The sequence below is a fragment of the Ralstonia sp. TCR112 genome, assembly GCF_007997035.1.
Taxonomy (GTDB): Bacteria; Pseudomonadota; Gammaproteobacteria; order Burkholderiales; family Burkholderiaceae; genus Ralstonia; species Ralstonia edaphi.
In genome coordinates this window covers 36,852-59,038 of sequence record NZ_VOSS01000019.1, presented here as the reverse complement: position 1 = coordinate 59,038, position 22,187 = coordinate 36,852, and the positions used below count along the sequence as shown (strand labels likewise).

The window sequence follows — 22,187 nt, the reverse complement described above, 5'->3', positions numbered from 1 at the left end:
CGACCATGTCCCGCCTGACCTTGCACCTTGCTGCCGTGTTGATGGCGCTGGCCAGTGCAACCGCACACGGGGCCGCCTATGTGCGGGTGCCCGGCGGCGACTTCGACAGCGTGCTGCCCCAGAACGCACCGGGTCAGCCGCAGCGGGTGCGTATCGAGCCGTTTGAGCTGCGCTCCACGCCCGTCACCATCGGCGAATTCCAGACCTTCGTGCAACGCCACGAAGCCTGGCAGCGTGGCCGGGTGCCGCAAGTCTTTGCCGGCAAGGCCTACCTTGCCGACTGGGCCGATGCGACGCACGCCGATCCGCAAGCGTCGCCGCAAGCGCCGGTGACCGGCGTGAGCTGGTTTGCCGCCCGTGCCTATTGCGAAAGCGAAGGCGCGCGGCTGCCGACGTGGCTCGAGTGGGAATCCGCCGCCGCGGCCGATGCCACCCGCGCAGACGCCCGCGACGACCCGCAATGGGCGCAACGCATTCTCGGCTGGTACGAACGGCCCGCGACGCGTGTGTTGCCACCCGTTGGCGGCCCCGCGGATGTCCATGGCGTGCGCGACCTGCATGGCCTGATCTGGGAATGGGTCGACGATTTCAACGCACTGTTCATTGCCGGAGACAGCCGCACCCAGGGCGACCCCGACAAGCAGAAGTTCTGCGGCGCTGGTGCCATCAGCATCGTCCGCCGCGACAGTTACGCCGTGCTGATGCGCGTGGCGTTGCTGTCATCACTTGAAGGCGCCGATGCCACGGGAAGCCTTGGCTTTCGCTGCGCCCGATCCATCAATGGAGAACGTCCATGACGCTTCTTAAGCAACTTTGCCGTGCCTTCGTGGCATGTGTGCTGGCGGGTGCCGCTGCAGGCGCGCTTGCCGCCGGGCCCGTGGCTTCGGGCTCGCTGTATCAATCCGAAGTGGCGCTGACCGACCAGAACGGCCGCGTCTTCCACCTGGCCGACCTGCGCGGCCAGCCGGTGCTGGTGAGCATGTTCTATTCGTCGTGCCAAATGGTCTGCCCGATGATCTTCGAGACCATTCGCGCGACGCTGGCCAAGGGCGGCAAGCCCGCGCACGATGGTGTGCGTGTCCTGATGGTGACGGTCGATCCGGAGCGTGATTCCGTTGCGGCGCTCAAGAAGACCGCCGCCGCGCACAACGCAGACGAGCACTGGCAGGTCGCCCGTGCTGATGCGAGCGGCACGCGTGAGGTGGCGGCCTTGCTGGGCGTGCAATACCGCCGTCTGGCCGATGGCGATTTCAACCATTCGAGCACGATCCTGCTGCTGGACGCGGAAGGGCGCATCAATGCGCGCACCAACACGCTGGGCGCGGTCGATCCGAAACTGGTGGATGCCATGCGCAAGCTGGTGGCGGCGCAGCGTTGAGCGGCTAGGCGGCTAGGCGGCTGGCGCAGCGGCTCCCCGTTGGGGAAGCGGCAGGTGGAGAGGTACGATGCACCATCCCGTCCCTCCGGTTCACCTTCGCACCCGCCATGTCCCTCCGCGCCTTGAGAACGCTCGTCGCCATCGCCCGCCACCGTACGTTTGCGCGTGCCGGGGAGGCCATCGGGCTCACGCAGTCGGCTGTCAGCCTGCAGGTGAAATCGCTGGAGGAGGAGTTCAACGTCCGCCTGTTCGACCGCTCGCGCCGCGAGCCCGCGCTGACAGAGGCCGGCCGTATCGTGCTCGCCCAGGCCGAACAGATCCTCGCCCTGTATGACCGCATTCCCGATGCACTGAGCGATGAGAAGGCGCTGGTCGGGCGGTTGCGCATCGGCGCCATCCAGACCGCGCTGTCGGGGCCGCTGCCCAATGCGCTGCTGGCCCTGCGGACGGCGCATCCAGGCCTGCGCGTGCACGTGGCCGCCGGCATGTCGGCCGAGCTTGCGCAACGCGTGGCCGATGGTGAGCTGGATGCCGCGATCACGTCGCACCCTGTGCGGCCGCATCCGGCGGAACTGGTCTGGACGACGCTGTATGAAGACCGCTTCTGGCTGCTCGCGCCGGCCCAATATGCCGATCACGATGCGCGCGCGCTGCTGACCGAACTGCCGTTTATCCGCTTCGATGCGCAGGCCTGGGCAGGCCGCATGATCGCTTCCGAACTGCGTCGCCTGGGCGTGCGGGTGCGTGAAGAAATGGTGCTGGACAACAAGGACACGATCGTGCGGATGGTGGCCAGCGGATTGGGGGCCGCCGTGGTGGCGCTTTCCGACTCCGAGTTGACGCAATTGCCGCCCATCGCGCGACTGGCATTCGGGCAACCGCAATTGCATCGCGCGGTGGTCCTGCTTGAACACCAATCGCGGGCGGCGCAGCGCTTTACGCAGGCGTTGGCCGACGCCGTCGTCGCTTCTGCAATGAGAATTTCTCATTGATTGTCAGATAAATAACAATTATTGCTGCTGCGACCGCGTGATAGCTTGGTGGTGTTCCCGTTTTTGCAGAGCACCCGCATGCTGTTCCGGAAGTGTCTTCGCCCGTCATCCCCATTGCAGGCGCGTTGCTGCGCAGGAGCACGGCCATGACCGCTGCCATCCTGCTCGCGCTCGCGCCCGTTGCCCTTCTGGTGGCGCTCGGCCATTGGCTCAAGCGCTCCGCGTTCATCGCTGAAACCTTCTGGCCGCAGGCTGAGCGGCTCTGCTACTACGTCCTGCTGCCGTCGCTATTCATGCATGGGCTGGCCACGGCGCACATGCAGGCCTTGCCCGTGCTGCCGCTGGTGCTGACGTTGATCGGCGCGACATTGCTGGTGGCCGTCGCGCTGATGCTGGCGCGGCCCTGGATGCAGGTGGACGGGGCGGCCTTCACCTCGGTGTTCCAAGGGGCCGTGCGGTTCAACAACTACGTCGGCGTGTCGCTCGCCACGGGCCTCTTCGGCGCCAAGGGGATTGCGCTGGCCGCGGTATGCAACGCGGCGATCGTGCCGACCGTCAACCTGCTGTGCGTGCTCGTTTTGCGCGCTACGGGTCGGTGCGGCTCACCGGCCGCGCGCTGGTGCGTCAGATCGTGACGAACCCGCCGGTGGTCGCCTGCTCGCTCGGGATTGCCATGCAGCTGCTGGGGCTGCAGATGCCTGCGGCCATCGAGCCGGCGGTGCGCGCGCTCGGCCTGGCTTCGATGCCGCTGGGGCTGTTGTGTGTGGGGGCCGCGCTGAACTTCAGCGGTGTGAGGTCTTGGGCGCAGCCGGTGCTCGTGTCGTCGATCATCAAGTTCCTGGCCATGCCCGTGCTGACGCTGGCTCTTGGCCACGCGCTGGGCTTGACCGATGCCGCATTGATCGTGGCGCTGCTGTTCCAGGCGCTGCCCACGGCGTCTTCGTCGTACATCATGGCGCGCCAGCTGGGCGGTGACGCGCCGCTCATGGCCGGCATCACCGCCGCGCAGACGGTGATGGCCGCGGCGGCCATGCCGGCGTGATGATGCTGCTGGCGCTCACACGCGGATTGCCCCAAGGGTTGCTCTCGGCGCTGTGAGCCGCATGCGCCGGTCGCCTCGATGCGCTACAGCTTCACCACATCCAGCATGGCTTGCACAAACGCCTTCGGTGCTTCCTGGGGCAGGTTGTGCCCGATGCCGCCACCGATGTTGCGGTGCTGGTACTGGCCCGTGAACTTTTTCGCGTAAGCCGACGGCTCGGGGTGCGGTGCGCCGTTGGCGTCGCCTTCCATGGTGATGGTCGGCACGGTGATGGCCGGGCCCGCGGCCAGGCGTTGTTCCAGCGCGTCGTACTTCGATTCGCCCTGTGCCAATCCCAGGCGCCAGCGGTAGTTGTGGATGACGATGTCGACGTGGTCGGGGTTGTCGAAGGCGGTGGCGCTGCGGTCGTACGTGGCGTCGTCAAACTTCCACGTGGGCGAGGCGAGCTTCCAGATCAGGCGGTTGAATTCCTTGCAGTTGGCGGCGTAGCCCTGCGCGCCGCGCTCCGTCGTGAAATAGAACTGGTACCACCACGCGAATTCCGCGGCCGGCGGCAGCGGTTTGCGGTTCGCCTCCTGGCTGCCGATCAGGTAGCCGCTCACAGACACCAGCGTCTTGCAGCGTTCCGGCCACAGCGCCGCGATGATGTCCGCCGTGCGCGCGCCCCAGTCGTATCCGCCAAAGTGCGCCTGCTTGATCTTCAGCGCGTCCATGAACGCGATGATGTCGGCGGCCAGCGCAGCCTGCTGCCCGTTGCGCGGGGTGTCTGCTGAGCGGATGCGCGTCGTGCCATAGCCGCGCAGGTACGGCACCAGCACGCGATAGCCCGCCGCCGCCAGCGCCGGTGCCACCTCTGCATAGCTGTAGATGTCATACGGCCAGCCATGCAGCAGGATCATCACGGGGCCGTTCTTGGGGCCCAGATCTGCATAGCCGATGTTGAGCACGCCGGCATCGATCTGTTGCAGCGCGCCGAACGGGTTGGCCTGCCCGCTCAGCAGCGTGCTTGCGCTGGAGGACGGTGCCGGTTGCGCATGCACAAGTTCGGCCAGCCCGAGATCCAGCACACCAATGCTGGCGATGGTGGTGCCCAGAAGGCGGCGACGGCGGAGGTTGACGGGGTTCGACATGGATGTTCTCTCTTTGAGGGGGGAAGGGCGACAGGTTTAGTGAACGAGCGTGACCAGCGGCTCACCGGACTTCACGACATACGTGGCCAGTTCCGAGGCATTGCCGCTGCCGACGTTTCGCGCGGAGTGCGCAACGCCAGCCGGAATGAACAGCGAATCGCCGGCGTGCAGCGTCACGGACGGCTGGCCATCCAGCCGGTATTCGATCGTGCCCTGCAGGACGTGGGCGATTTCCTCGCCAGGGTGGACATGCGCGGGGGCAAACGCACGCTCATCAAAATCCACGCGCACTTGCAGGGTTTCGCGGCCGGGCACGCTCAGGTCGTGATGGACGAGGTCGGTCCGATGCACGCCTGCAGCTTGCGCAAATGCGCTGTGCGCACCCAGCGCGCTTGCGAGGACGAGCAAGGTTGCGGTCAATCGTTTCGGTTGCATGAGGGCTCCAGTGATCAAGGATGGATGACGAGGCGGGGTCTTGCTCCCCTCGTTTCCAGCATTGGGCGCCCGCGATGTATCCGGTCGGTTTCACGATGCCGCCGATTTGTATTGCTTTGTAGCAACGGGCATCGATAGACGGGGTTTTGTATGCGTTTGTATCCGGTGCCGGCTCCGGTACACGTCCAGACAAAACGGGCAGCACATCGCTACGTGGCGGATACGTCGGGCGACTTAAATGCATTCCGTGGCCACGACGCCGGACTAACGCAAAGCACCGGCAGGCCGCACTCCTAACCCAACCGTTCAAAAGGAAAACGATCATGACCCGCAATCTCGCCAAGACCCTTGCTGTTGTTGCTCTCGCTGTGGCCGCTGCCGGCGCGCAAGCCGCTTCATCCGTCGGCGCACGCGACCCGTACACCGAAGGCGCCCGCGCCGTGCAGAGCGCGGTGGATGCCTACACCGAGGGCGCGCGTTCGTCCGACGTCTATACGGACGGTGCGCGCTCCACCGACATCTACACCGACGGTGCCCGCAGCGCGAACCCGTACTACGACGGCGCGCACGCCTGACGCGGCGGCACCACGCATCCCCATCCCACTGAGAACCGAACAGACAACAAGGACCCGACATGTTCAACCGCAAAGCCGTCTCCATCGCAGTGCTGGCACTTGGCATGGCCGCCAGTGCGCCCCTGTTGGCCGCCACGGCAGCCGACGCCGATCAACCTTCCGTCGTGATCGTGCACGGCGCCTTTGCCGATGGATCCGACTGGGCCAAGGTGATCCCGCTGCTGCAGGCCAAGGGCGTGAAGGTGCAGGCGGTGCAGAACGGTCTGAACTCGCTGGCCGACGACGTGGCCGCCACGCGCCGCGCCATCGGCAACCAGCCGGGCAAGGTCATGCTGGTGGGGCACTCGTGGGGCGGCACGGTCATCACCGAAGCCGGCGCGGACAGCAAGGTTGCCGGCCTCGTGTATGTGGCGGCGTTTGCGCCGGACGCTGGCCAGTCGACGGAAGAGGTGGGCAAGGACTACGCGCCCGCGCCGGGCATCGGCAAGCTCGTCGCTGACGCCAACGGCTATCTGTCACTGCCCGCTGCGGCGCTGGCGAGCGACTTTGCGCAGGATGTGCCCGCCGCGCAGGCACGCGTGATGGCCGCGACGCAAGGTCCCATCAAGGCCACGGCATTTGGGGAGCGCACCACGGTGGCGGCATGGCACAGCAAGCCGTCGTGGTTCATCGTCAGCGCGCACGACCGCATGATCCAGCCGGATCTGGAACGCGCCATGGCCAGGAAGATTGGCGCCAAGGTGACGACACTGCCGACGAGCCACGTGCCGCAGCAGTCGCGGCCGCAGGATGTGGCAAAGGTGATTCTCGACGCGGTGCACGCGGTCGAGGCGCGCAACTGAGGCTGCGCATGTTGCCCGCGCGTTAGTTCGGGCGTTGGCCCATGGCGCGCAGGAAGGTCTGCTGCGCGGTCAGCAACTCGCGGTAGGTGAGTGCGCGGTAGTCGAGCGCATGGGCGCGCGCCACCTCGGCCACACGCGCTGCCAGCGCCGGATAGTGCCGGTGGCTATACGTCGGGAAAAGGTGATGCGTCAGGTGCCAGTTCAAGCCGCCAAGCCAGTAGCCGATCCACGCCGGTTGCGGTTGCCAGTCGCACGCGGTGTGGAATGCATGCTCGTGCCACGTGTGCGGCAGCTGGCCCGATTCGGGTGGCAGATAGAACGTCACGTCTGCCCAATGTGTGCCCAGGATCAACGCGACCAGCACGCATGACGCCAGCATCTGCCCTGCGAAGTAGCTGAACACCACCCAGCCCCAGCCGAGGCCGAGCCGATGTGCCACCCACGCGGGCACCGCTACCGCAATGAGCAAGTGCAACGCCTTCGCCAGCAGGAACGTCGCCCAGCCGCGCAGGCCGGGCAACACGCGATCCGCCGCCAGCGGCGTGAGGCCAAGGCGATCCGACCAGTCGTAGATCCAGTTGATGTACGGCAGCGACAGTGCGGCAATCAGTGGCCAGTAGCGGTGCTGATAGCGAAACTGCGGATACCACGGCTGAAAGGGCGTCTGCCGCAGGAAGCGGTTTGCAGCGGTGTCGAGGTCGTAGTGCTCCACGTTGGCATGCGCATGGTGATAGTGCACGTGGCGCACCGTCCAGTAGGCCGGTTCGACGCCGAGCGGGATGGCGGTCACACGCGTCATGAGGCGGTCCAGCCATGCCCAGGGGGAGAGCGCCCGATGCGCGCCGTCGTGCAGCACGTTCATGGCCAGCAGCATCGCGATGAACGGAAAGGCCATGTAGGCGAGCACGAATGTCGTCGCACCCGTGGCCGTCATCATGACGCCATACAGCAGCGCGGATACCACAACGAGCAGGGTGCCCTTGGCAATGAACTGCACATCGGCAAAGCGATGGTCGCCGTGCGCCTGCAGGTGGTCGTGCGCGGTACGGCGCAAATCCTCGGCCAGCGACGAGGAGCGCGGTGAAGCGTAGCGGAGCTTAGCGAGATTCGGCATGCGGCGACGAAGAGAGCGGCGATTCGGTCCGCAGCGCGTGCCACAGTCCGCAAGCAAGACCATGCAACCCGAGCGCAACGGCCAACGTGTCGGACATTGCATCGCCCGCGCCGCATATGCCGATCATCAGCACGGGCAGCGCAAGCGCCAGCAACGGCCAAAGCCAGCGTCCCCAGCCGCGCCCATCCGACAAACCGCCCAGCGCCAGCGTGAGCAGCAGGATGAGCGCGAACCAGGCCGCTTGCCAGTGCCCGGGCCACAGGCCGTCGGTGCGCACATAGTCGATCACCACGCCAAACAGCAGCACACCGCCGGTGGCGATCCAGCCGGCGGGCGTGGTGCGCGTATCGCGTTGCAAATGCGGCGTGCGCAGCCCCAGCCACTGCAATGCCGGCACCACGTTGGCCCAGAACGGGTTGTCGCTGTGGGTGGGCTTGTGCACGCCGTAGCGGATCGGCACGTCGGCCAGCGCGCGCTGATAGGTGCCGAACAGCTTGTCCCACAGCAGCAGCGTGCCGCCGAAGTTGCGATCGATGTATTCCGGGTTGCAGCCATGATGCACGCGGTGGTTGGCGGGCGTGACCATGAAGCGGTCGAGCACGCCCGAGCGGCCGACCAGTCCGCAGTGGTTGTAGAACTGCACCGAGTAATGCAGGCCTGACACCGCCACGAACATTTCCGGCGTGACCCCCAACAGCGCCAGCGGCACGAAGAACGGCAGCGATGTGAGCGACGACAGCCAAGCGTTGCGCACGCCCAGCGACAGGTTGAAATGCTCGCCTTCGTGATGCACGGCATGGATCGCCCACAGAAAGCCCAGCTTGTGGTGCATGCGGTGCAGCCAGTAGAAACCGAGATCCCACGCGACAAACGCGAAGGCCCAGCCCGCAACCGGGTGCCAGCCATCTACCCAATGCAAGCTGGCATGGGCATATAGCCACGTGAAGCCCGCGACTTCCACGCCGCGGCACAGCCACATCAGCACGTGGCCGGAGTTGAGGTTGAGGATGACGTCGCGCCACGGCAGCGGTTGGCCGCGCCACCACTTGAGCGCAGCCAGTTCCAGCAGCACGCAGCCGAGCATCAATGCAAGCGGCAAGGCGAAGGCATTCATGTGGACACCGGTTCGATGGAGAGCGTTGACGCGCGCCGCGCCAACCATAGACGGACAGCCGCGCCGCACAGCACGCCCACGGCCACGCCTGCCGACAGGTCAAGTGCGACGTGCCGGCGCGTCTGGATCGTGGCGTACAGGATGCCGAGCCCCCAGGCTGCGGCGAGCGCTGTGCGCATCGGCCTGCGCGAATCCGCCAGCGCCCATACCGAGAGCAGCGTAAGCGCCCCATGCAGCGAGGGCAGGCAGTTCTGGCTCGAATCCATGGCGATCAGCATGCGTTGCACGCTGCCGGGCAACGATGCATCCGCCAACGGCGGGTAGTGCAGCGTGGTCGGCCACAGCATGAACACCGCACCGCTCACGAGCGCGCTCATCTGCATGGCGCGTTCCAGCCAAGGCAGGCGCGACATGTCGGCCCGCAGATACGCCAGCGGAATCAGCACGAAGAACGACAGGTACAGCCAGATGCCCGACGTGCTGAACGGAATGGCGCGGTCCAGTGCAGTCTCGGGCACGATCGTGCCAACGCCTTGCAGCGCTCCGCAGAGACCATAGACGAGGCCCACCGAACACCAGCCCAAGGCCATATGGCGCAGGCGCGTGGCAAGCGGGCTCATCGTGCCGCTCCCGGCGCCGCGAGCCGGACGATGCGGCGGCGCTTGGTGGTGAAATCGGTGGCGATGCGCTCGGGTGTGGCGTGCCACGTCACGCGCGATGCATCGACGCCCTGGCAGGCGAAGACATCGGCCAGGTGCGCCCGGCACGCGCGCGCAATGTCGGCGTCGGCCGGGTGAATGGACAACGCCAGCGTGTTCGCATCGGTCTGCACCAGGCGGTAATCCGCATGCAGCGGCAGCGCCTGTGCCAGCGCCCGCGAACACACGTCGGCAAACAGCGTGACAGTGCCGCCGCCCAGCGCGGGCAGGACGAGCGTATCGTCGCAGCGGCCTTCGATGCGCTCGATGGCCATCGCCGGGTTGCCGCAGGGGCAAGCGCCCAGCGCCGGGTCGCGGCGGATGAGGATGTCATCCAGCCGGTAGCGCACGATGGGCTGCGTACTGCGCGTGAAATCGGTAATGACGGGGACGAAGCGGTGCGCGTCCAGCCATTGCGGCTCGATGTGCACGTGCGCCTCGTTCAAGTGCAGCGTGCCGTGCGCGCAGGTCGCGCCCAGAAAGCCTTCGGTGGCCTGGTAGACCTCGCCGACGTTGCCAAAAGCCTGTGCAAGCAGTGCGCGGTCCATCGGCTCCAGCACTTCGGCGCCGGACAACACCTGCACGGGCGCGATGCCGAGCCGGCCGGCAAGCTTCTCCATGGCAAGCGCACGCAGCACCTGCGCCGGCCCCACGATGATGGTCGGCTGCAATGCTTCCAGCGGCGCGCGGTGCGATTCGAACGGCGCAAACAGATCAAAGAATGAAAACGTCAGCCACGGGTTGCGCACGGCCGTGTACAGATTGCTGTTGGCGCGCAGGAACAGGGCGACGCGCTCGCCGTGCAACAGCCCGCGCGGCAGCAGCTTGGCGAGCAGGATGCCGGCCCACTGCGCGCGCTCGGTCGGGCTTACAACGAATACGCCGCGTCCGCCGGAGGTGCCAGATGACAAGCCCACCGAATACGCCCCGACCGTCGGCCGGAAATCGCGTGACTGCTCGGCCTGTTGCGCGCAGGCCAGCACGTCGTGCAGGCGCAGGCCGGCGGTGTTCATGGCGTCGAAATTGGCCATCATCGTGGCCTTGTCCATCAACGGCCATTCGTGCATCGGCTTCGATGCGAACGGGCGGAAATACGGGCTGCGAGTCAGCACGCGTTGCGTGAAGCGCGAGATCTGCCGCTGCTGGTGCGCTTCCAGCGCGGCGCGATCAGGCAGCCGCAGCCGGCGCGTTTGCCAGTACGACCACAGCAGGCGGTGCAACGCCGTCACAACGCCCCCTCGTGTGTGAGCAGGATGCGCACGTGGCCGCCCGCATCGAGCGCGTGCAGCTTGCGCAGCGTGTCGAAGTAGGCATGGCGGTCTTCCATGATCGAATACGCCAATACCGATGGCCCGCGCAGTTCGCGATAGCTCAGCGGCGACCAGGCGGCGTCGGCGGCCAGCAGCACCCAGCCTTCCTGCGTGCGCACGAACGCGCCGAGGTGTCCGGCGGCGTGGCCGGGCAGCGGCACGAGCAGCACGTCGCCGTTGCTGTCGGGCACGGCCCAGGCGGATGTGAATGGCGCCAACTCCGGCGGCAGCGCGACTTGCTCGAACTGTTCGACAAAGCGCGTGCGCGTTTCAAAATCTTCGGGAATCAGCCCGGGCACGAAAGCGCGCCGCAACGCGGAAACACCGCGCAGCGCGCGCAGGTGCATCCATCCTTCGCCGGAGCAGATGACGGCACGCCCGGAAAGTCGCGCAGGCCGGCAACGTGGTCCCCGTGGAAATGCGAGACGATCAATCCGTCCAGATCAGCTGGGCGCACGCCCTGTTGCGCGAGCTGCGCCGCCATGGATTCCGACGCATCAAAATACACCGGAGTGACCTTGCGGTAGATCGCAAACAAGCCGCTGCGCGTGTGGTCATGAAAATGCGAGGCATAGCCCGTGTCCCACAGCCAGCGCCGCCCGGCGGCTTCGATCAGCCAGGCGCGTGCGGGAAACGCGCAGGTGCGCAGGCCCGCGCCGCGCAGCGCCACACACGCGGTATGCGTGCAGTACCCGGCTTCAAAAACGGACAACGTTGCCATGTTCACGTAACCAGTGAGCCGTGCGGCGGATGCCTTCGGCCATGTCGATGGGCGGCACGTAGCCGAGTTCGATGCGCGCGCGGTCGTTGGCGAGCGTCATGTCGTAGTGCAGCGCGGCGGCACTGTAGCGCGTGAGCAGCGGCTCGCGACGCGTGACGGCGCTGCCGGCTTCCATGGCGCGTGCGGCCAATGCCATCGCGGGATACGGCACTGCGCGAACGCGATAACGCAGGCCGAGCTGCTGCGCCAGCAGTTGATCGAGCAGATCGCGCAGCGTGGCCGGCGCATGGTTGGTGATGTTGTAAGCGGCGCCGGAAGGCACGCTCGCCCTGGTGGCGCACTGCATGGCGTGCACCACGTTTTCCAGATACGTCAGGTCCATGCGCGCCGCGCCGCCACGGGGCAGGGGCAGCACGCCGCCGCGCAGCTCCAGCAAGTGCAGGATGCGCGGCAGTACCACGCGATCATGCGGGCCGAACAGCCCGCGCGGCCGCAGGATGACAAAGTGCGTGCGGTGCTGCGTGGCGACCTGCTGCTGGATGGCCGCCTCTGCCAGCATCTTCGTCGCCGCGTAATGATTGGCGAAGCGCGCAGGACGATAGTTCTCGGGCAGATCGGCGTGATGCTGGTAGTCGAAATAGATCGACGGCGTGGAGATATGCACGAAGCGGCGGACGCCATGCTTGACGGCACCTTCGGCAAGCGCCGCCGTGGCGCGCACATTGGCCGCGTAGAAGTCCGCATACGCGCCCCAGGGCGATGACAGCGCCGCGCAATGCCAGACCGTGTCGACACCGTCGAGCAGCGCATCCAGCGTGGCCGCTGTCGGCTGTGCCAGGTCGGCCGGCACATAGTCTGCGCCACGGGCGGCAAAGGCGTCGCGTTGCGTGGCATCGCGCCCCGTCGCGCGCACGCGGGCGCCTTGCGCGAGCAGTGCGTCGACCGCGTTGCGGCCGAGCCCACCGGTGGCGCCCGTCACCAGCGTCGTCATAGCGTCAGCACCATGCCGCCGAGCGTCAGGCCGGCCGCCGTGCCGACCAGCAGAACCGGTTTGCCGGGCTCGATGCGTTGGGTCGTCACGGCTTCATGCAGCGCGGTGGGAATCGACGCGGCTACCTGGTTGCCGTGCTGCGCGTAGATATCGACCACGCTGGCTTCCGGCACGCCCAACCGCTTGCGCAGATGCTGCATCCCCAGGTGGCTCGCCTGGTGCGGCACGACGACATGCATGTCGCTCAGCGTGTATTGGCTGCCGGTGAACAGCCGATCGAGGAAACCGTCCATCAGTTGCGAGGCGAGCTTGAATACGCGCTTGCCGTCCATGTGGAACAGGTAATCGGTCGGTTGCGCGCCGGTGCGCGGGTTGCGGCGCGTGCCGCCCGCGCGGATTTCGCAATAGGTTTTGCCGGCGGGGTAGGTCTCCATGCGGTAGGCGTGGATGCCCGCGCCGGATATCGACGGTGCCGCTTCAACGATGACCGCCGCTGCCCCGTCGCCAAAGATCAATGCGGTCTCGGCGTCGTCCCAATCGATGCCGCGCGAGGCGAGGTCGGACGCCACCACGGCGATGCGCTTGTACGCTCCCGTGGTCAGGAGGCTGCTTGCCACATGCAGCGCCGTGAGAAAGCTCAGGCAACTGGCGTTGACGTCAAACGCGGGCGTGCCGGCTGGCAGCCCGGCGGGCTCCAGGACGCGCGCGGCCGTGTTGGGCAGCGCCTGTTCCTGCACGCCCGAGGCGGAGATCAACAGGTCGATGGACGCGGCCGGAACATCGGCGCGGCGCAGTGCATCGCGCACGGCGGCGCCGGCGAGTTCCGACTGATGCTCGGTCAGCGTGGCATGGTGGCGGACGTCGATGCCGGACTTCTTGCGCACGTACCCAGCCCGATGGCCGAGGCGGGCATCCAGTTCAGCGGACGTGACTTGTTGCTCCGGCAGCGCCTTGCCGGTGGAAAGCAGATGAATCGGCAGCATAGATGCAGGCACGCACATGGTGCGATGCCCTGTTCCCTCTTCCGGCTGCGGGCGGCGCGGGGCGCATGCCGCAGCGTAATGATCTTGTCTTGTTGTGCCGCGATTCTAGCGGGTGCGGCTTGCTCTGCCGGATGAAGATTCGTTAATAAAAGCGGCGTCTTCAGGCGCCGTAGCTGCGCAGCCGATCGAGGTCGACGACCGTCACGCCGCCGTATTCGAGCCGCACCACGCCGTCCTTCTCCAGGGCCTTGAGCGACTGGTTGGCCACCTGCCGCGTCATGCCGGAAAGCAGGCCGAGTTCTTCCTGCGTGATCTCCAGGTGGTCGCCCGCGCCCGGGTAGAGCACCGGGTTGAACAGCGATGCAATGCAACGCGCCAGGCGCGGCGTGACATCGAGCAGCCGGTCGTATTCCAGCAGCGCCATGAAGTGCCCGAGCCGCTCGTTGAGCTGCTTCACCAGGAAGCGGTTGAACGCGACGCTGTTTTCAACGAGCCACATGAAGGTGGTGCGGTCCATGAAGGCCATGCGCGTGTCGCGCAGCGCAACGATGTCGTAGCGGCGCGGCTCGTTCTTGAGCACCGTGCCTTCGCCAAACCAGCCGCCGGCCGGCACGCCCGTAAACGTGACGCTGCGCCCTTCGGGCGACACCGTGCCGATCTTGATGAGGCCCGTCACCACGCCCGTCCAGCTCTCCAGCAACGTGTTTTTCGGGCAAATGCAGGCGCCCCGCGCGTAGGTTTTCTCAACGATGCCGGCACAGGCGCGGTCGGCTTCTTCCGCGGGCAGATCGATGGACCACGCCGCGATATGCGCCAGCCGTGCGCGGCTGATGCCGGGGCGCGAGCTGGTGTCGTGCTCAGCCACGTTGAATGCCCACCGGCAGCGTGCTCACGCGCTGCGCTTCGGGCGTGGAGAGCCAGCCAGCGCGCAGGCTCTGCAGGAACATGTCGGTCGCGTCTTCTCCCCAGAACAGCTCGCCGTCGTGCACCAGCGTGGGCACCCCGAACACGCCGAGCGCGATGGCCGCATCGGTGTGCGCACGCAGCGCGTCTTTCACGGCCGGTTGTTCGACAGCGGTGGCGCCTTCTGCAAAGCCGACCGCCTCGCACAGCGCGGCAAAGCCCTCCGGCGACGCCACATCGTTGCCGTCGCGCCAGATATGCCGGAACACCGCCCGGACGGCGTCGAGCGAGCCGCCCATCGCAATCGTCAGCCGCAATGCCTTGATCGGGTTGAACGGGTGCGCGGGCGCATGCGAAACGGAATGCCGAGCTGCTGCGCGCGAAACAGCGCATGCCGATACGTGAACACGCGTTTGGAGGTGATCTCCGCCGGGCCCTTCTGCCCCCAGTGATGGAGGATCGCACCCAGCACCAGTGGGCGCGGGCGGATGACGATGTCGTTCGCCTGCTGCAGCGCATCGAACTGTTCGAGCTGCAGATAGGCAAACGGCGAGATGACATCGAAGAACCAATCGACGGTGGTGGGCATGGCGTCTCCTCAGGCGGCGCGCATCTGCAGCAGCGGCGCCAGCGTGAAGGGCGCTGCCGTCATGGCGCGAATGTCGTCGAGTGTCGCATGCGAGAGGATTTCCCGCAGCACCAGCCCCGCGTCGGTCACGTCGAACACGGCGTGCTCGGTGACGATGACCTTCACGCATCCCCGGCCCGTGAGCGGCAGCGTGCAGCGCGGCAGGATCTTGGAATTGCCGTGCTTGTCGGTGTGCGCCAGCGCGGCAATCACCTTGCGCGTGCCGTAGCAGAGGTCCATTGCCCCGCCAATGCCCGGCCACCATTTGCCGTTGCGATCGCACGCCCAGTTGGCGAGGTTGCCCAGCGCGTCCACTTGCAACGCGCCGAGGATCGTCACGTCGATGTAGCCGTTGCGCATTGCACCGAGCGAGGTGGCGAGGTCCATGAGCGCCGCGCCTGGCATCAGCGTGATGGGCTCGCAGCCGGCGTTGGTGAAGTCGCTGTCGATGGCGTCCAGCGGCGGGCGTCCGCCAAAGCCGAAGGCGCCGTTTTCGGTATGGAAGATGACGCCGGCATTGGCGTCCAGGTAGTTGGCCGTGAGCGTGGGGATTCCCAAGCCAAGGTTGACGACTTCGCCGGCGCGCAGTTCCAGCGCGCAGCGGGCGGCAATGCGTTGCTTGGGCGTTTCGGGCAGGGCTTGCATGGCGGTCTCCTTGTTGTGGGTCTGACGATCACGCTTCGGCAGCGGGCAGGCGGCCGAGCTTCGTCCAGTGGTGCTTGTAGAGCGCATGCTGGTCTTGCAGCGACAGCCCTTGCACCACCGCATTGACGAACACGCCCGGGCAGCCGACGCGCTCGGGCGGAATCGTGCCCACTTCGACGATCTCGTTCACCTCGACGATGGTGTAGTCGCCGGCCATGGCGATGTCGCGCTGGTTCTGCAGCGCCGTGCCGCGAAACTCCACGTTGCCGAAGGTATCGGCGCGCCAGCCCTTGATGATCGACACGTCGGCGCGCAGGGGCGGCTCGACGAAGCACGTCGTGCCGTCGACGGTGAGCGTCTGCTTGGGGGCGCCGCGCTTGGGAAACATTCCGGGCTGGTCGAGGATGCCCACGCCCACCGGCACGAGGGCGCCGCCCAGGCCCAGCGCACCCGCGCGCACTTTTTCCGCCCAGGTGCCCATCGGAAAGAACTCAGCTACGCGCACGGAGTCGGTCAGGTAAGCCTGCGTCGATTCGTCCGTCGTGCCGACGTGCGTCCCGATGAACTCGGCCAGTTGGCCCGAGCTGAACAGCCGGGCTTTGAGAAAGCCGCCGCGCAGCCCCGGCGTGTTGGTGATCAGCGTGAGTTGCCCGATGCCGCTGGCAAGCAGCGCCTCGATGCAGCAGGCCGGCTCGCCGGCGCCCACGAATTCGCCCAGCATCAGGCGGCTGCCGCTGCGGACGTGGGCGATGGCCTCGTCCACGGGAAGGACTTTGTTGGCGTAGCGCATGGGTTGTCTCCTGAGGGTCGCCCTCGCCGTCCTGGGCGAGCGGTCTGCGGCGCAGTGTAGGAGCGGTGTTTTTGCCGCGATGTCTTCTGCATGACATTTGCTTCGTAAGGTTTCGCAAAGGGCAATCCTTATAGTTGTGACGCACCAAGAACAAATCCGCGCCGCAGTTGTCGCACCAGGGCCGATCGGCCCTTTCCCAGCATTTCCGCTCCTCCTGTCTCTGAACCCGCCCCATTTCCATTCCAGGACCGCATGCACGTAGACACCCCGCTCATCTCCACCATCATCGGTGGCATCGTGCTGGCCTTCATCTTCGGCACCATCGCGCAGCGCCTGCGGCTGCCGCCATTGGTGGGCTACCTGATGGCGGGTGTGGTGGCCGGACCGTTCACGCCCGGTTTCGTGGCCGACCAAAGCCTCGCGCCGCAGCTGGCCGAGCTGGGCGTGATCCTCCTGATGTTCGGCGTGGGGCTGCACTTCTCGATGAAGGAGCTGCTGGCGGTGAAGGCCATCGCCATTCCGGGCGCCATCGGCCAGATTGCGCTTGCCACGCTCATGGGCATGGGGCTGGCGTGGCTGCTCGGGTGGGATTGGGGGCCGGGGCTGGTATTCGGCCTGGCGCTCTCGGTGGCGAGCACGGTGGTGCTGCTCAAGGCGCTGGAAGATCGCGGTATCGACAACTCGCACGAAGGCCACATCGCCGTCGGCTGGTTGATCGTGGAAGACTTGGTGATGGTGGTGACGCTCGTGCTGCTGCCTGCCTTGGCGGGTGCGCTGGGCGGCGCCGGCAGCACGGCGGTCAGCGCGTGGGACATCGTCAAGGTGCTTGCGGTCACGCTCTCCAAGGTGGTGGCGTTTGCCGCGCTGATGCTGGTGGTGGGCCGCCGCGTGATCCCGTGGATGCTCGAGCGCATCGTCATGACGGGCAGCCGCGAGCTGTTCCGCCTGGGCGTGCTCGCCACGGCGCTGGGTGTCGCCTATGGCGCCACGGTGCTGTTTGGCGTGTCGTTCGCGCTCGGCGCGTTCTTTGCGGGCATGGTGCTGGCCGAGTCCGAATTCAGCCAGCGCGCGGCGGAAGAATCGCTGCCGCTGCGCGACGCATTTGCGGTGCTGTTTTTCGTGTCGGTGGGCATGCTGTTCGATCCGAGGGTGTTGATCGAAGACCCCTGGGCGGTGCTGGGCACGGTGCTGATCGTGGTGGTGGGCAAGTCGCTGGCGGCGTTTGCGGTGGTGCGCGCGTTTGGCCACGGCAACCGCACGGCGCTCACGATTTCCGCCAGCCTCGCGCAGATCGGCGAGTTTTCGTTCATCCTGATTGGGCTCGGGATCAGTCTGCAAATCCTGCCCGACCGTGCGCGGGGGCTGCTGTTGTCGGCAGCGATTCTGTCGATTCTGCTGAACCCGCTGATGTTTGCCCTGATCAACCGCCTCAAGCGGGAGGTGGCCCCCGAACCGGCGACGGCGGATTGAGCGTCAGCGCCATCCCGAACTGTTTTGCACGCAAGGAGCATTCATGAGCAATCTGACTATCGGAGTGATCGTCGGCAGCCTGCGCAAGGCGTCGTTCAACCGCCAGCTGGCGCAAGCGCTGGCAGGCTTGCTGCCGTCGGGGGCGACCGCGCAGTTCATCGAAATTGGCGAGCTGCCGCTCTACAACCAGGACCTCGACGCGAGCCTGCCCGAGCCGGTACAGCGCTTCAAGGCGGCGGTGGCGGGCGTGGATGCGCTGTTATTCGTGACGCCGGAATACAACCGCGGCATACCGGGCGTACTGAAGAATGCGATTGACTGGGGGTCTCGGCCGTACGGCCAGAGCGTGTGGGGCGGTAAACCGGCCGGCATTGCGGGGGCTTCGCCGGGCGCAATCGGCACGGCGTTGTCGCAGGCGCAATTGCGTAATGTGCTCGCGGCGGTCGGCGTGAAGGTCTTGCCCTTGCCGGAGGTGTTCTTCCACTTTGCGGGGGAGCCCTTTGATGCCCAGGGCGGGGTGACGGATGCGCGGACGCGCCAGTTCTTGCAGGGGTTTGTCGACCGATTCGTCGAGTGGGCGGGTCAGAAGCCAGCCTGACGAATCGATCAACCGGGGTGTTCAGGGCCGGGCGGGGAAGGGGTTCCCGCTCGGCCGTTTTGCCTTTAGGGCAGGGGCGTTAAGCCAGGAAAGCGGCGGCGCTGATGAGCCAGCCGGCTGCCACGCAGCTCGCAATCCAGGCGGCCATGACGGCGCCAATATCCAACCATTTCATCATTGTTCTCCTTACAACACTTGCATTGCTTGTTCAGGCAATCGATGTCTGAACAACTGTCACGAAGTGTAGGTGTTGCAATGCGGAAGAACAATACGGCGCCGGGTGAACAGACTGTTCCAAGAGTAACAACAGATTTCAGCCCTTGCGTGGACGGGCCTGCGCTTGGGAACCGGGGCTGTTAGGCGTGGGACGCTTGTTGTTGCGTTGCAACAATCAGGGCGAAGGCGCGGTGGCTATTTCGTGCGGAAGGTGGCGGCAACCATGTCGGCAAAGCGCGCTTCTTCGGCAAATTCGGCTGGTTCGCTGTGCCCCGCGGTGCCGAATATGCGCAGCAGATAGACGGCGCCATTGCCAAAGAATGCATACCCCCGAACGACGACTGTCCGGGCCGCCGACGTGTTCCATTCGCCTTCCCAGTAAATGACCCGGCGCCCGCCGACGACCTGCTGCGTCGGAGCCCGGCCACGCACGAGGCGGGAGGCCCAGGCCGGGCGATCGCCATGCACGCGCGACTCCATGTGCGTGAGCAGGATCGCCAGATCCCGCGGGCGCAACGTCTCCAGGTAATCAGGCGTGCCTTTGTCGAAATCCGATTTACGCACCGTGACCAGCGCGAAGCTCTCCGGCGCGACCGTTTGCTGCGCAAACACCAGACGTGATGGACCGAAAGGCGAGTTGATGGTCGCCGCAACCGACGGGATGGGTGTGTCGCCGTTCAGCCGCAATGGGCCCCACGTGCGCGGCACGGCGATGCTCGCACCGGCGTCGATGCGCTGCGTGACGGGGTAGGCGAATTTCGGCGCCCCCCACGCTGGGCTGCCGGGTGCCATGCCGGCGAGGGCCATCCATGCGGCCGCGCAGGCGTAACGGACGTGGCGGCCCCCGCGGCGATACCACTCTGTAATGAACGGCGCCACTCGCGGGCTCCTGGCAGAAAAGATGGCGGACGATTCCGAGGGCGCGTGCATACCCCTGCACAGCAATGCCTATGCCCGCGCCTATTCGTGGCGCCGTCTCCCCCGCCGCCAACATATCGATTTGCATGCACGTGCGCTATCGGTGTGTGGCGGGGCATCGAACGGATTAATCCGCGCGTGGGGTGCTGGATGTGGCTCTATCGTTGTGGGCCTCCATGGCTCTTTCCGTGGAGCCAGAGTGTCCGGTAGGGTGAAGGCTCCTTGTCGCTCTCGATTCAGGCTCCACGCATGGCCACCCTCAACGCTTATCAGCAACCCATTGGCGCGCCGCTGCCCGACTGGACGGCCCGTCCGCTGCCGCCGCACACGCCGCTCGCCGGCCGCTACTGCCGGCTCGAGCCGCTTGATGCGGCACGCCATGCCGACGCGTTGTTCCAGGCGTTCAGCCAGGCACCGGACGACCGCGTCTGGACCTACATGGTGGAAGGGCCCTTTGCCGATGCAGCGGCACACCGCGCCTATATCGAGCGCATTGCGGCGAAGCGCGATCCGCTGCAGTACGCAGTCGTCGACATGCGCACTGAACGCCCAGTGGGCACGCTGGCGCTGATGCGCATCACGCCAGACCACGGCGTGGTGGAGGTGGGGGCGGTGACGTTTTCACCGTTGCTGCAGCGAACGCCGGCATCGACGGAAGCGCAGTTCCTGCTGATGAAGCACGTCTTTGAAAACCTCGGCTACCGGCGCTACGAATGGAAGTGCGACAGCCTGAACGCACCGTCGCGGCAGACCGCGCAGCGGCTGGGCTTCCAGTTCGAGGGCATCTTCCGCCAGGCCGTTGTCTACAAGGGGCGCAGCCGCGATACCGCGTGGTTCTCCATCATCGATGCCGATTGGCCGCAGGTGCGGGCCGCATTCGAGCAATGGCTGTCGCCCGACAACTTTGATGAGGCGGGTCGTCAGCGCGCGTCGCTGGCTACGCTGCGTTCGAGCTGACGTACCGCTTCACGCATCGGGGGCAGAGATATCGGCGTACATGCCCCGCAGCGCCAGCGCGCGTTCGGCTTCCGGCAGGGCCAGGATGGAGCGGGAGAAACCGATCAGCGCCTGGCAGCGCTCGGCGGGCGGGGCGGTGTGGCGCAGCGCCGGGACGGTCAGTACGCGCTGCTCGGCCATGGGAAGCGCGGCCACGGCGAGTTGCAGCACCGGCAGGGTCTGAGCGCGCGTGACAACCGGCGCGTGGTCTGGGTCGGCGGCCTGCATCAGGTCTGAAAACAGAGCCTGCTCGCGCGTCACGAGGGCGCGCGGCAATCGCGCGGCAGCGGCGCTCGCGCCGGACGTGCCGTCCAGATAGGCCACGCAGGCTTCAGGGCTCACGCGCTGCAAGGCCTGGGCCTGTTCCAGCGTGAGTTGCGCGTTGGCGAAGAGCAGCGCGTCGGGCGCAGTCGGAATCAGCGCACGGTACAGCTTGCCCGTTTGCTCGCGCAGCAGCGCCACGATCTGCGCATCGGTAACGTTGCGCTGCAGCTCCGGCCACAGCGTGTCGATCAGCCGGCTGAAGTGCGCGGGGTACTTGCGTTCCAGTGCGGCGTACAGCGGGGCGCTGCGCAATTCCGCCGCCAGCGCTTCGCGCGTATTCAGCTGCGTGGCCATCGTCGCGTATTCGCCACCGGGCGATGTGCGCGTGACGACGTGGTCGGCGAGCAATTCCTGCGCGGTGGGAAACCACATCTGGTCGAACGGCGTGTCCTGCACGCGGCGCACGAAGGCGTCGGGTAGACCGGCATCCGAATATGCTCGCCAGAGTTCGCTGTCGATCGCGCCCGGGGTTTGGTCGTGCTCGGCGCCGACCGCACGTGGGCGGTGGAAGCCGATGCGCGCGCCTGGTGCTGCGGCGCGGTCCGCCCCTGCGAGGAAGGCGATCGTGCAAGCGGAAGCGCAGCTGCGCTCAACATACGTGCGCAGATGGCGGCGGCGGATGACGTCTGCCACCAGCGTGCCTTCGCGCAGCCAGCCGCCCTCGGAGCGGAGCACGACGGCCGTGGCGTTCGGCGCCTTGCGCAGCGCGGCTTCCAGTGCATCGGCGGCGCCGTCGTTGATGCCGCCGCTGAACAGGATGGCGCGTCCATCGCGTTGCGGCATCACGGTAAATGGCGAGGCCGCCTGCTCACCGAGCGCGGTACGCAGATGCGCGCCCAGGCGCGGCCCATCGTTGATGAGGCGCGAGGTGGTGCCCACGGCGCCAACCACGATCATCACCTTGGCGATCAGCGGCCACAGATTCGACATGCCGGCAAGCCGGTTGCGCGCCTGTTCGCGATCCGCGGAGCGCCAGGTGCCGACCACCGCCCAGATCCACAGCGCCAATCCCATCACGTAAATCACGAGCAGCGCGGCAGATGCCGCGCGCGCCGGGGCGTTATGCGCGAGCGCGTGCGTGACACCGGCGCTGAGCGCCACCACACCAAACTGCATCAGCGCCGTATGCAGCCAGTACGACCGGGCGAGGCTGTAATCGCCGCGCCAGTGGCGTGCAAAGAAATTGCGCGAGGGCGTGCGCTCCCGATGCGGATCGGAAGGAGCGGTCGGGGGCAGGGCGGCGTCGCTGGCAGCGGAGGTCATGCGTGTTCTCGATGCCGCACATCGGATGGCGGCGCGGCGATTGTCGCTGTCGGCGCCGCAAGCTGGCGTCCCCCCGATGGGAGGGGGTGATGAGCAGGGCGGTCAGGCGTG

The 22,187-nt window shown here is 66.6% G+C and carries 24 protein-coding genes and 2 pseudogenes; 9 read left to right on the top strand and 17 right to left on the bottom strand.

Translation table 11 applies throughout. From position 1 onward, the window contains the following. The first annotated feature begins 5 nt into the window (after window positions 1-5). From FUT88_RS26400 to FUT88_RS07120, 4 genes and pseudogenes are all read left to right on the top strand, one after another. Window positions 6-797, top strand: coding sequence for a formylglycine-generating enzyme family protein (locus FUT88_RS26400; RefSeq protein ID WP_222614250.1), 792 nt, complete (start codon window positions 6-8; stop codon window positions 795-797). Continuing rightward, window positions 794-1,378, top strand: a complete 585-nt coding sequence (locus tag FUT88_RS07130) for an SCO family protein (protein ID WP_147214388.1) — start codon at window positions 794-796, stop codon at window positions 1,376-1,378. The genes FUT88_RS26400 and FUT88_RS07130 overlap by 4 nt, the downstream gene beginning before the upstream one ends. 107 nt (window positions 1,379-1,485) lie before the next feature. Continuing rightward, window positions 1,486-2,370, top strand: a complete 885-nt coding sequence (locus tag FUT88_RS07125) for a LysR family transcriptional regulator (protein WP_027679346.1) — start codon at window positions 1,486-1,488, stop codon at window positions 2,368-2,370. 146 nt (window positions 2,371-2,516) lie between these two features. After that, window positions 2,517-3,412: pseudogene (locus FUT88_RS07120) on the top strand (AEC family transporter). Between the two features lie 83 nt (window positions 3,413-3,495). On the opposite strand, the gene FUT88_RS07115 reads toward FUT88_RS07120, so the two are convergent. Both FUT88_RS07115 and FUT88_RS07110 read right to left on the bottom strand, forming a co-directional pair. Then, a complete protein-coding gene (locus FUT88_RS07115) occupies window positions 3,496-4,542 on the bottom strand; it encodes an alpha/beta fold hydrolase (RefSeq protein WP_147214387.1) in 1,047 nt (348 codons plus the stop codon). Between the two features lie 36 nt (window positions 4,543-4,578). Beyond that, a complete protein-coding gene (locus FUT88_RS07110) occupies window positions 4,579-4,977 on the bottom strand; it encodes a cupin domain-containing protein (RefSeq protein ID WP_147214386.1) in 399 nt (132 codons plus the stop codon). 323 nt (window positions 4,978-5,300) lie between these two features. Between FUT88_RS07110 and FUT88_RS07105 the strand changes: the two genes are divergently transcribed. Both FUT88_RS07105 and FUT88_RS07100 read left to right on the top strand, forming a co-directional pair. Further along, window positions 5,301-5,552 (top strand): hypothetical protein, encoded by a 252-nt coding sequence (locus FUT88_RS07105; RefSeq protein WP_027679343.1) that lies wholly within the window; start codon window positions 5,301-5,303, stop codon window positions 5,550-5,552. Window positions 5,553-5,611: 59 nt separating this feature from the next. Continuing rightward, window positions 5,612-6,394, top strand: a complete 783-nt coding sequence (locus FUT88_RS07100; protein ID WP_147214385.1) for an alpha/beta fold hydrolase — start codon at window positions 5,612-5,614, stop codon at window positions 6,392-6,394. A 22-nt stretch (window positions 6,395-6,416) separates the two neighbouring features. Here the strand turns inward: FUT88_RS07100 and FUT88_RS07095 are convergent, their stop codons facing one another. The 13 genes and pseudogenes from FUT88_RS07095 to FUT88_RS07045 all read right to left on the bottom strand — a co-directional run bounded on the left by FUT88_RS07095 (window position 6,417) and on the right by FUT88_RS07045 (window position 16,291). After that, on the bottom strand, window positions 6,417-7,508 hold the full coding sequence (locus tag FUT88_RS07095) for an acyl-CoA desaturase (RefSeq protein ID WP_147214384.1): 1,092 nt from the start codon (window positions 7,506-7,508) through the stop codon (window positions 6,417-6,419). Continuing rightward, window positions 7,492-8,622 (bottom strand): sterol desaturase family protein, encoded by a 1,131-nt coding sequence (locus tag FUT88_RS07090; protein WP_147214383.1) that lies wholly within the window; start codon window positions 8,620-8,622, stop codon window positions 7,492-7,494. Before FUT88_RS07090 ends, FUT88_RS07095 begins: the two co-directional genes overlap by 17 nt. Continuing rightward, window positions 8,619-9,242 (bottom strand): phosphatase PAP2 family protein, encoded by a 624-nt coding sequence (locus FUT88_RS07085; RefSeq protein ID WP_261797064.1) that lies wholly within the window; start codon window positions 9,240-9,242, stop codon window positions 8,619-8,621. Before FUT88_RS07085 ends, FUT88_RS07090 begins: the two co-directional genes overlap by 4 nt. After that, window positions 9,239-10,549: a F390 synthetase-related protein gene (locus tag FUT88_RS07080; protein WP_147214382.1), complete on the bottom strand. Its 1,311-nt coding sequence runs from the start codon at window positions 10,547-10,549 to the stop codon at window positions 9,239-9,241. The genes FUT88_RS07085 and FUT88_RS07080 overlap by 4 nt, the downstream gene beginning before the upstream one ends. After that, window positions 10,546-10,929, bottom strand: coding sequence for a hypothetical protein (locus tag FUT88_RS26590; RefSeq protein ID WP_261797063.1), 384 nt, complete (start codon window positions 10,927-10,929; stop codon window positions 10,546-10,548). The genes FUT88_RS07080 and FUT88_RS26590 overlap by 4 nt, the downstream gene beginning before the upstream one ends. Continuing rightward, on the bottom strand, window positions 10,917-11,351 hold the full coding sequence (locus tag FUT88_RS26585; protein WP_261797062.1) for an MBL fold metallo-hydrolase: 435 nt from the start codon (window positions 11,349-11,351) through the stop codon (window positions 10,917-10,919). The genes FUT88_RS26590 and FUT88_RS26585 overlap by 13 nt, the downstream gene beginning before the upstream one ends. Then, window positions 11,329-12,342, bottom strand: a complete 1,014-nt coding sequence (locus FUT88_RS07070) for an NAD-dependent epimerase/dehydratase family protein (protein WP_147214381.1) — start codon at window positions 12,340-12,342, stop codon at window positions 11,329-11,331. Before FUT88_RS07070 ends, FUT88_RS26585 begins: the two co-directional genes overlap by 23 nt. Further along, the gene (locus FUT88_RS07065) at window positions 12,339-13,325 is read right to left on the bottom strand and encodes a 3-oxoacyl-[acyl-carrier-protein] synthase III C-terminal domain-containing protein (protein ID WP_147214380.1); all 987 of its coding nucleotides are present in this window, start codon (window positions 13,323-13,325) and stop codon (window positions 12,339-12,341) included. Before FUT88_RS07065 ends, FUT88_RS07070 begins: the two co-directional genes overlap by 4 nt. A 160-nt stretch (window positions 13,326-13,485) precedes the next feature. After that, window positions 13,486-14,190: a Crp/Fnr family transcriptional regulator gene (locus FUT88_RS07060; RefSeq protein ID WP_147214379.1), complete on the bottom strand. Its 705-nt coding sequence runs from the start codon at window positions 14,188-14,190 to the stop codon at window positions 13,486-13,488. Then, the gene (locus FUT88_RS07055) at window positions 14,183-14,677 is read right to left on the bottom strand and encodes a DsbA family protein (protein ID WP_410003871.1); all 495 of its coding nucleotides are present in this window, start codon (window positions 14,675-14,677) and stop codon (window positions 14,183-14,185) included. The genes FUT88_RS07060 and FUT88_RS07055 overlap by 8 nt, the downstream gene beginning before the upstream one ends. Before the next feature lie 38 nt (window positions 14,678-14,715). Further along, window positions 14,716-14,817 (bottom strand): annotated as a pseudogene (locus FUT88_RS27150) (2-hydroxychromene-2-carboxylate isomerase); the annotation flags it as partial. Window positions 14,818-14,826: 9 nt separating this feature from the next. Then, entirely contained in the window at window positions 14,827-15,501 is a 675-nt protein-coding gene (locus FUT88_RS07050; RefSeq protein WP_147214378.1) for a 3-oxoacid CoA-transferase subunit B, read from the bottom strand. Window positions 15,502-15,529: 28 nt separating this feature from the next. Further along, a complete protein-coding gene (locus tag FUT88_RS07045) occupies window positions 15,530-16,291 on the bottom strand; it encodes a CoA transferase subunit A (RefSeq protein ID WP_147214377.1) in 762 nt (253 codons plus the stop codon). Between the two features lie 252 nt (window positions 16,292-16,543). Here FUT88_RS07045 and FUT88_RS07040 point away from each other — a divergent pair, with 252 nt between their 5' ends. After that, the gene (locus tag FUT88_RS07040) at window positions 16,544-17,761 is read left to right on the top strand and encodes a cation:proton antiporter (RefSeq protein WP_147214376.1); all 1,218 of its coding nucleotides are present in this window, start codon (window positions 16,544-16,546) and stop codon (window positions 17,759-17,761) included. Between the two features lie 43 nt (window positions 17,762-17,804). Further along, window positions 17,805-18,359, top strand: coding sequence for an NADPH-dependent FMN reductase (locus FUT88_RS07035; protein ID WP_027679330.1), 555 nt, complete (start codon window positions 17,805-17,807; stop codon window positions 18,357-18,359). 411 nt (window positions 18,360-18,770) lie between these two features. Here FUT88_RS07035 and FUT88_RS07030 read toward each other — a convergent pair whose 3' ends face one another. Further along, window positions 18,771-19,454: a hypothetical protein gene (locus FUT88_RS07030; protein ID WP_147214375.1), complete on the bottom strand. Its 684-nt coding sequence runs from the start codon at window positions 19,452-19,454 to the stop codon at window positions 18,771-18,773. 288 nt (window positions 19,455-19,742) lie between these two features. Between FUT88_RS07030 and FUT88_RS07025 the strand changes: the two genes are divergently transcribed. After that, a complete protein-coding gene (locus FUT88_RS07025; protein WP_147214374.1) occupies window positions 19,743-20,450 on the top strand; it encodes a GNAT family N-acetyltransferase in 708 nt (235 codons plus the stop codon). A 9-nt stretch (window positions 20,451-20,459) separates the two neighbouring features. Here the strand turns inward: FUT88_RS07025 and FUT88_RS07020 are convergent, their stop codons facing one another. Next, window positions 20,460-22,076, bottom strand: coding sequence for a hypothetical protein (locus FUT88_RS07020; RefSeq protein WP_147214373.1), 1,617 nt, complete (start codon window positions 22,074-22,076; stop codon window positions 20,460-20,462). Window positions 22,077-22,187: the final 111 nt, after the last annotated feature.

Excerpts from the sequence above, each read along its gene's own strand:
- FUT88_RS26400 (WP_222614250.1), top strand. The coding sequence starts at position 6 with ATGTCCCGCCTGACCTTGCACCTTGCTGCCGTGTTGATGGCGCTGGCC.
- FUT88_RS07130 (WP_147214388.1), top strand. The coding sequence starts at position 794 with ATGACGCTTCTTAAGCAACTTTGCCGTGCCTTCGTGGCATGTGTGCTG.
- FUT88_RS07125 (WP_027679346.1), top strand. The coding sequence starts at position 1,486 with ATGTCCCTCCGCGCCTTGAGAACGCTCGTCGCCATCGCCCGCCACCGT.
- FUT88_RS07115 (WP_147214387.1), bottom strand. The coding sequence starts at position 4,542 with ATGTCGAACCCCGTCAACCTCCGCCGTCGCCGCCTTCTGGGCACCACC.
- FUT88_RS07110 (WP_147214386.1), bottom strand. The coding sequence starts at position 4,977 with ATGCAACCGAAACGATTGACCGCAACCTTGCTCGTCCTCGCAAGCGCG.
- FUT88_RS07105 (WP_027679343.1), top strand. The coding sequence starts at position 5,301 with ATGACCCGCAATCTCGCCAAGACCCTTGCTGTTGTTGCTCTCGCTGTG.
- FUT88_RS07100 (WP_147214385.1), top strand. The coding sequence starts at position 5,612 with ATGTTCAACCGCAAAGCCGTCTCCATCGCAGTGCTGGCACTTGGCATG.
- FUT88_RS07095 (WP_147214384.1), bottom strand. The coding sequence starts at position 7,508 with ATGCCGAATCTCGCTAAGCTCCGCTACGCTTCACCGCGCTCCTCGTCG.
- FUT88_RS07090 (WP_147214383.1), bottom strand. The coding sequence starts at position 8,622 with ATGAATGCCTTCGCCTTGCCGCTTGCATTGATGCTCGGCTGCGTGCTG.
- FUT88_RS07085 (WP_261797064.1), bottom strand. The coding sequence starts at position 9,242 with ATGAGCCCGCTTGCCACGCGCCTGCGCCATATGGCCTTGGGCTGGTGT.
- FUT88_RS26585 (WP_261797062.1), bottom strand. The coding sequence starts at position 11,351 with ATGGCAACGTTGTCCGTTTTTGAAGCCGGGTACTGCACGCATACCGCG.
- FUT88_RS07070 (WP_147214381.1), bottom strand. The coding sequence starts at position 12,342 with ATGACGACGCTGGTGACGGGCGCCACCGGTGGGCTCGGCCGCAACGCG.
- FUT88_RS07065 (WP_147214380.1), bottom strand. The coding sequence starts at position 13,325 with ATGCTGCCGATTCATCTGCTTTCCACCGGCAAGGCGCTGCCGGAGCAA.
- FUT88_RS07050 (WP_147214378.1), bottom strand. The coding sequence starts at position 15,501 with ATGCAAGCCCTGCCCGAAACGCCCAAGCAACGCATTGCCGCCCGCTGC.
- FUT88_RS07045 (WP_147214377.1), bottom strand. The coding sequence starts at position 16,291 with ATGCGCTACGCCAACAAAGTCCTTCCCGTGGACGAGGCCATCGCCCAC.
- FUT88_RS07040 (WP_147214376.1), top strand. The coding sequence starts at position 16,544 with ATGCACGTAGACACCCCGCTCATCTCCACCATCATCGGTGGCATCGTG.
- FUT88_RS07035 (WP_027679330.1), top strand. The coding sequence starts at position 17,805 with ATGAGCAATCTGACTATCGGAGTGATCGTCGGCAGCCTGCGCAAGGCG.
- FUT88_RS07025 (WP_147214374.1), top strand. The coding sequence starts at position 19,743 with ATGGCCACCCTCAACGCTTATCAGCAACCCATTGGCGCGCCGCTGCCC.
- FUT88_RS07020 (WP_147214373.1), bottom strand. The coding sequence starts at position 22,076 with ATGACCTCCGCTGCCAGCGACGCCGCCCTGCCCCCGACCGCTCCTTCC.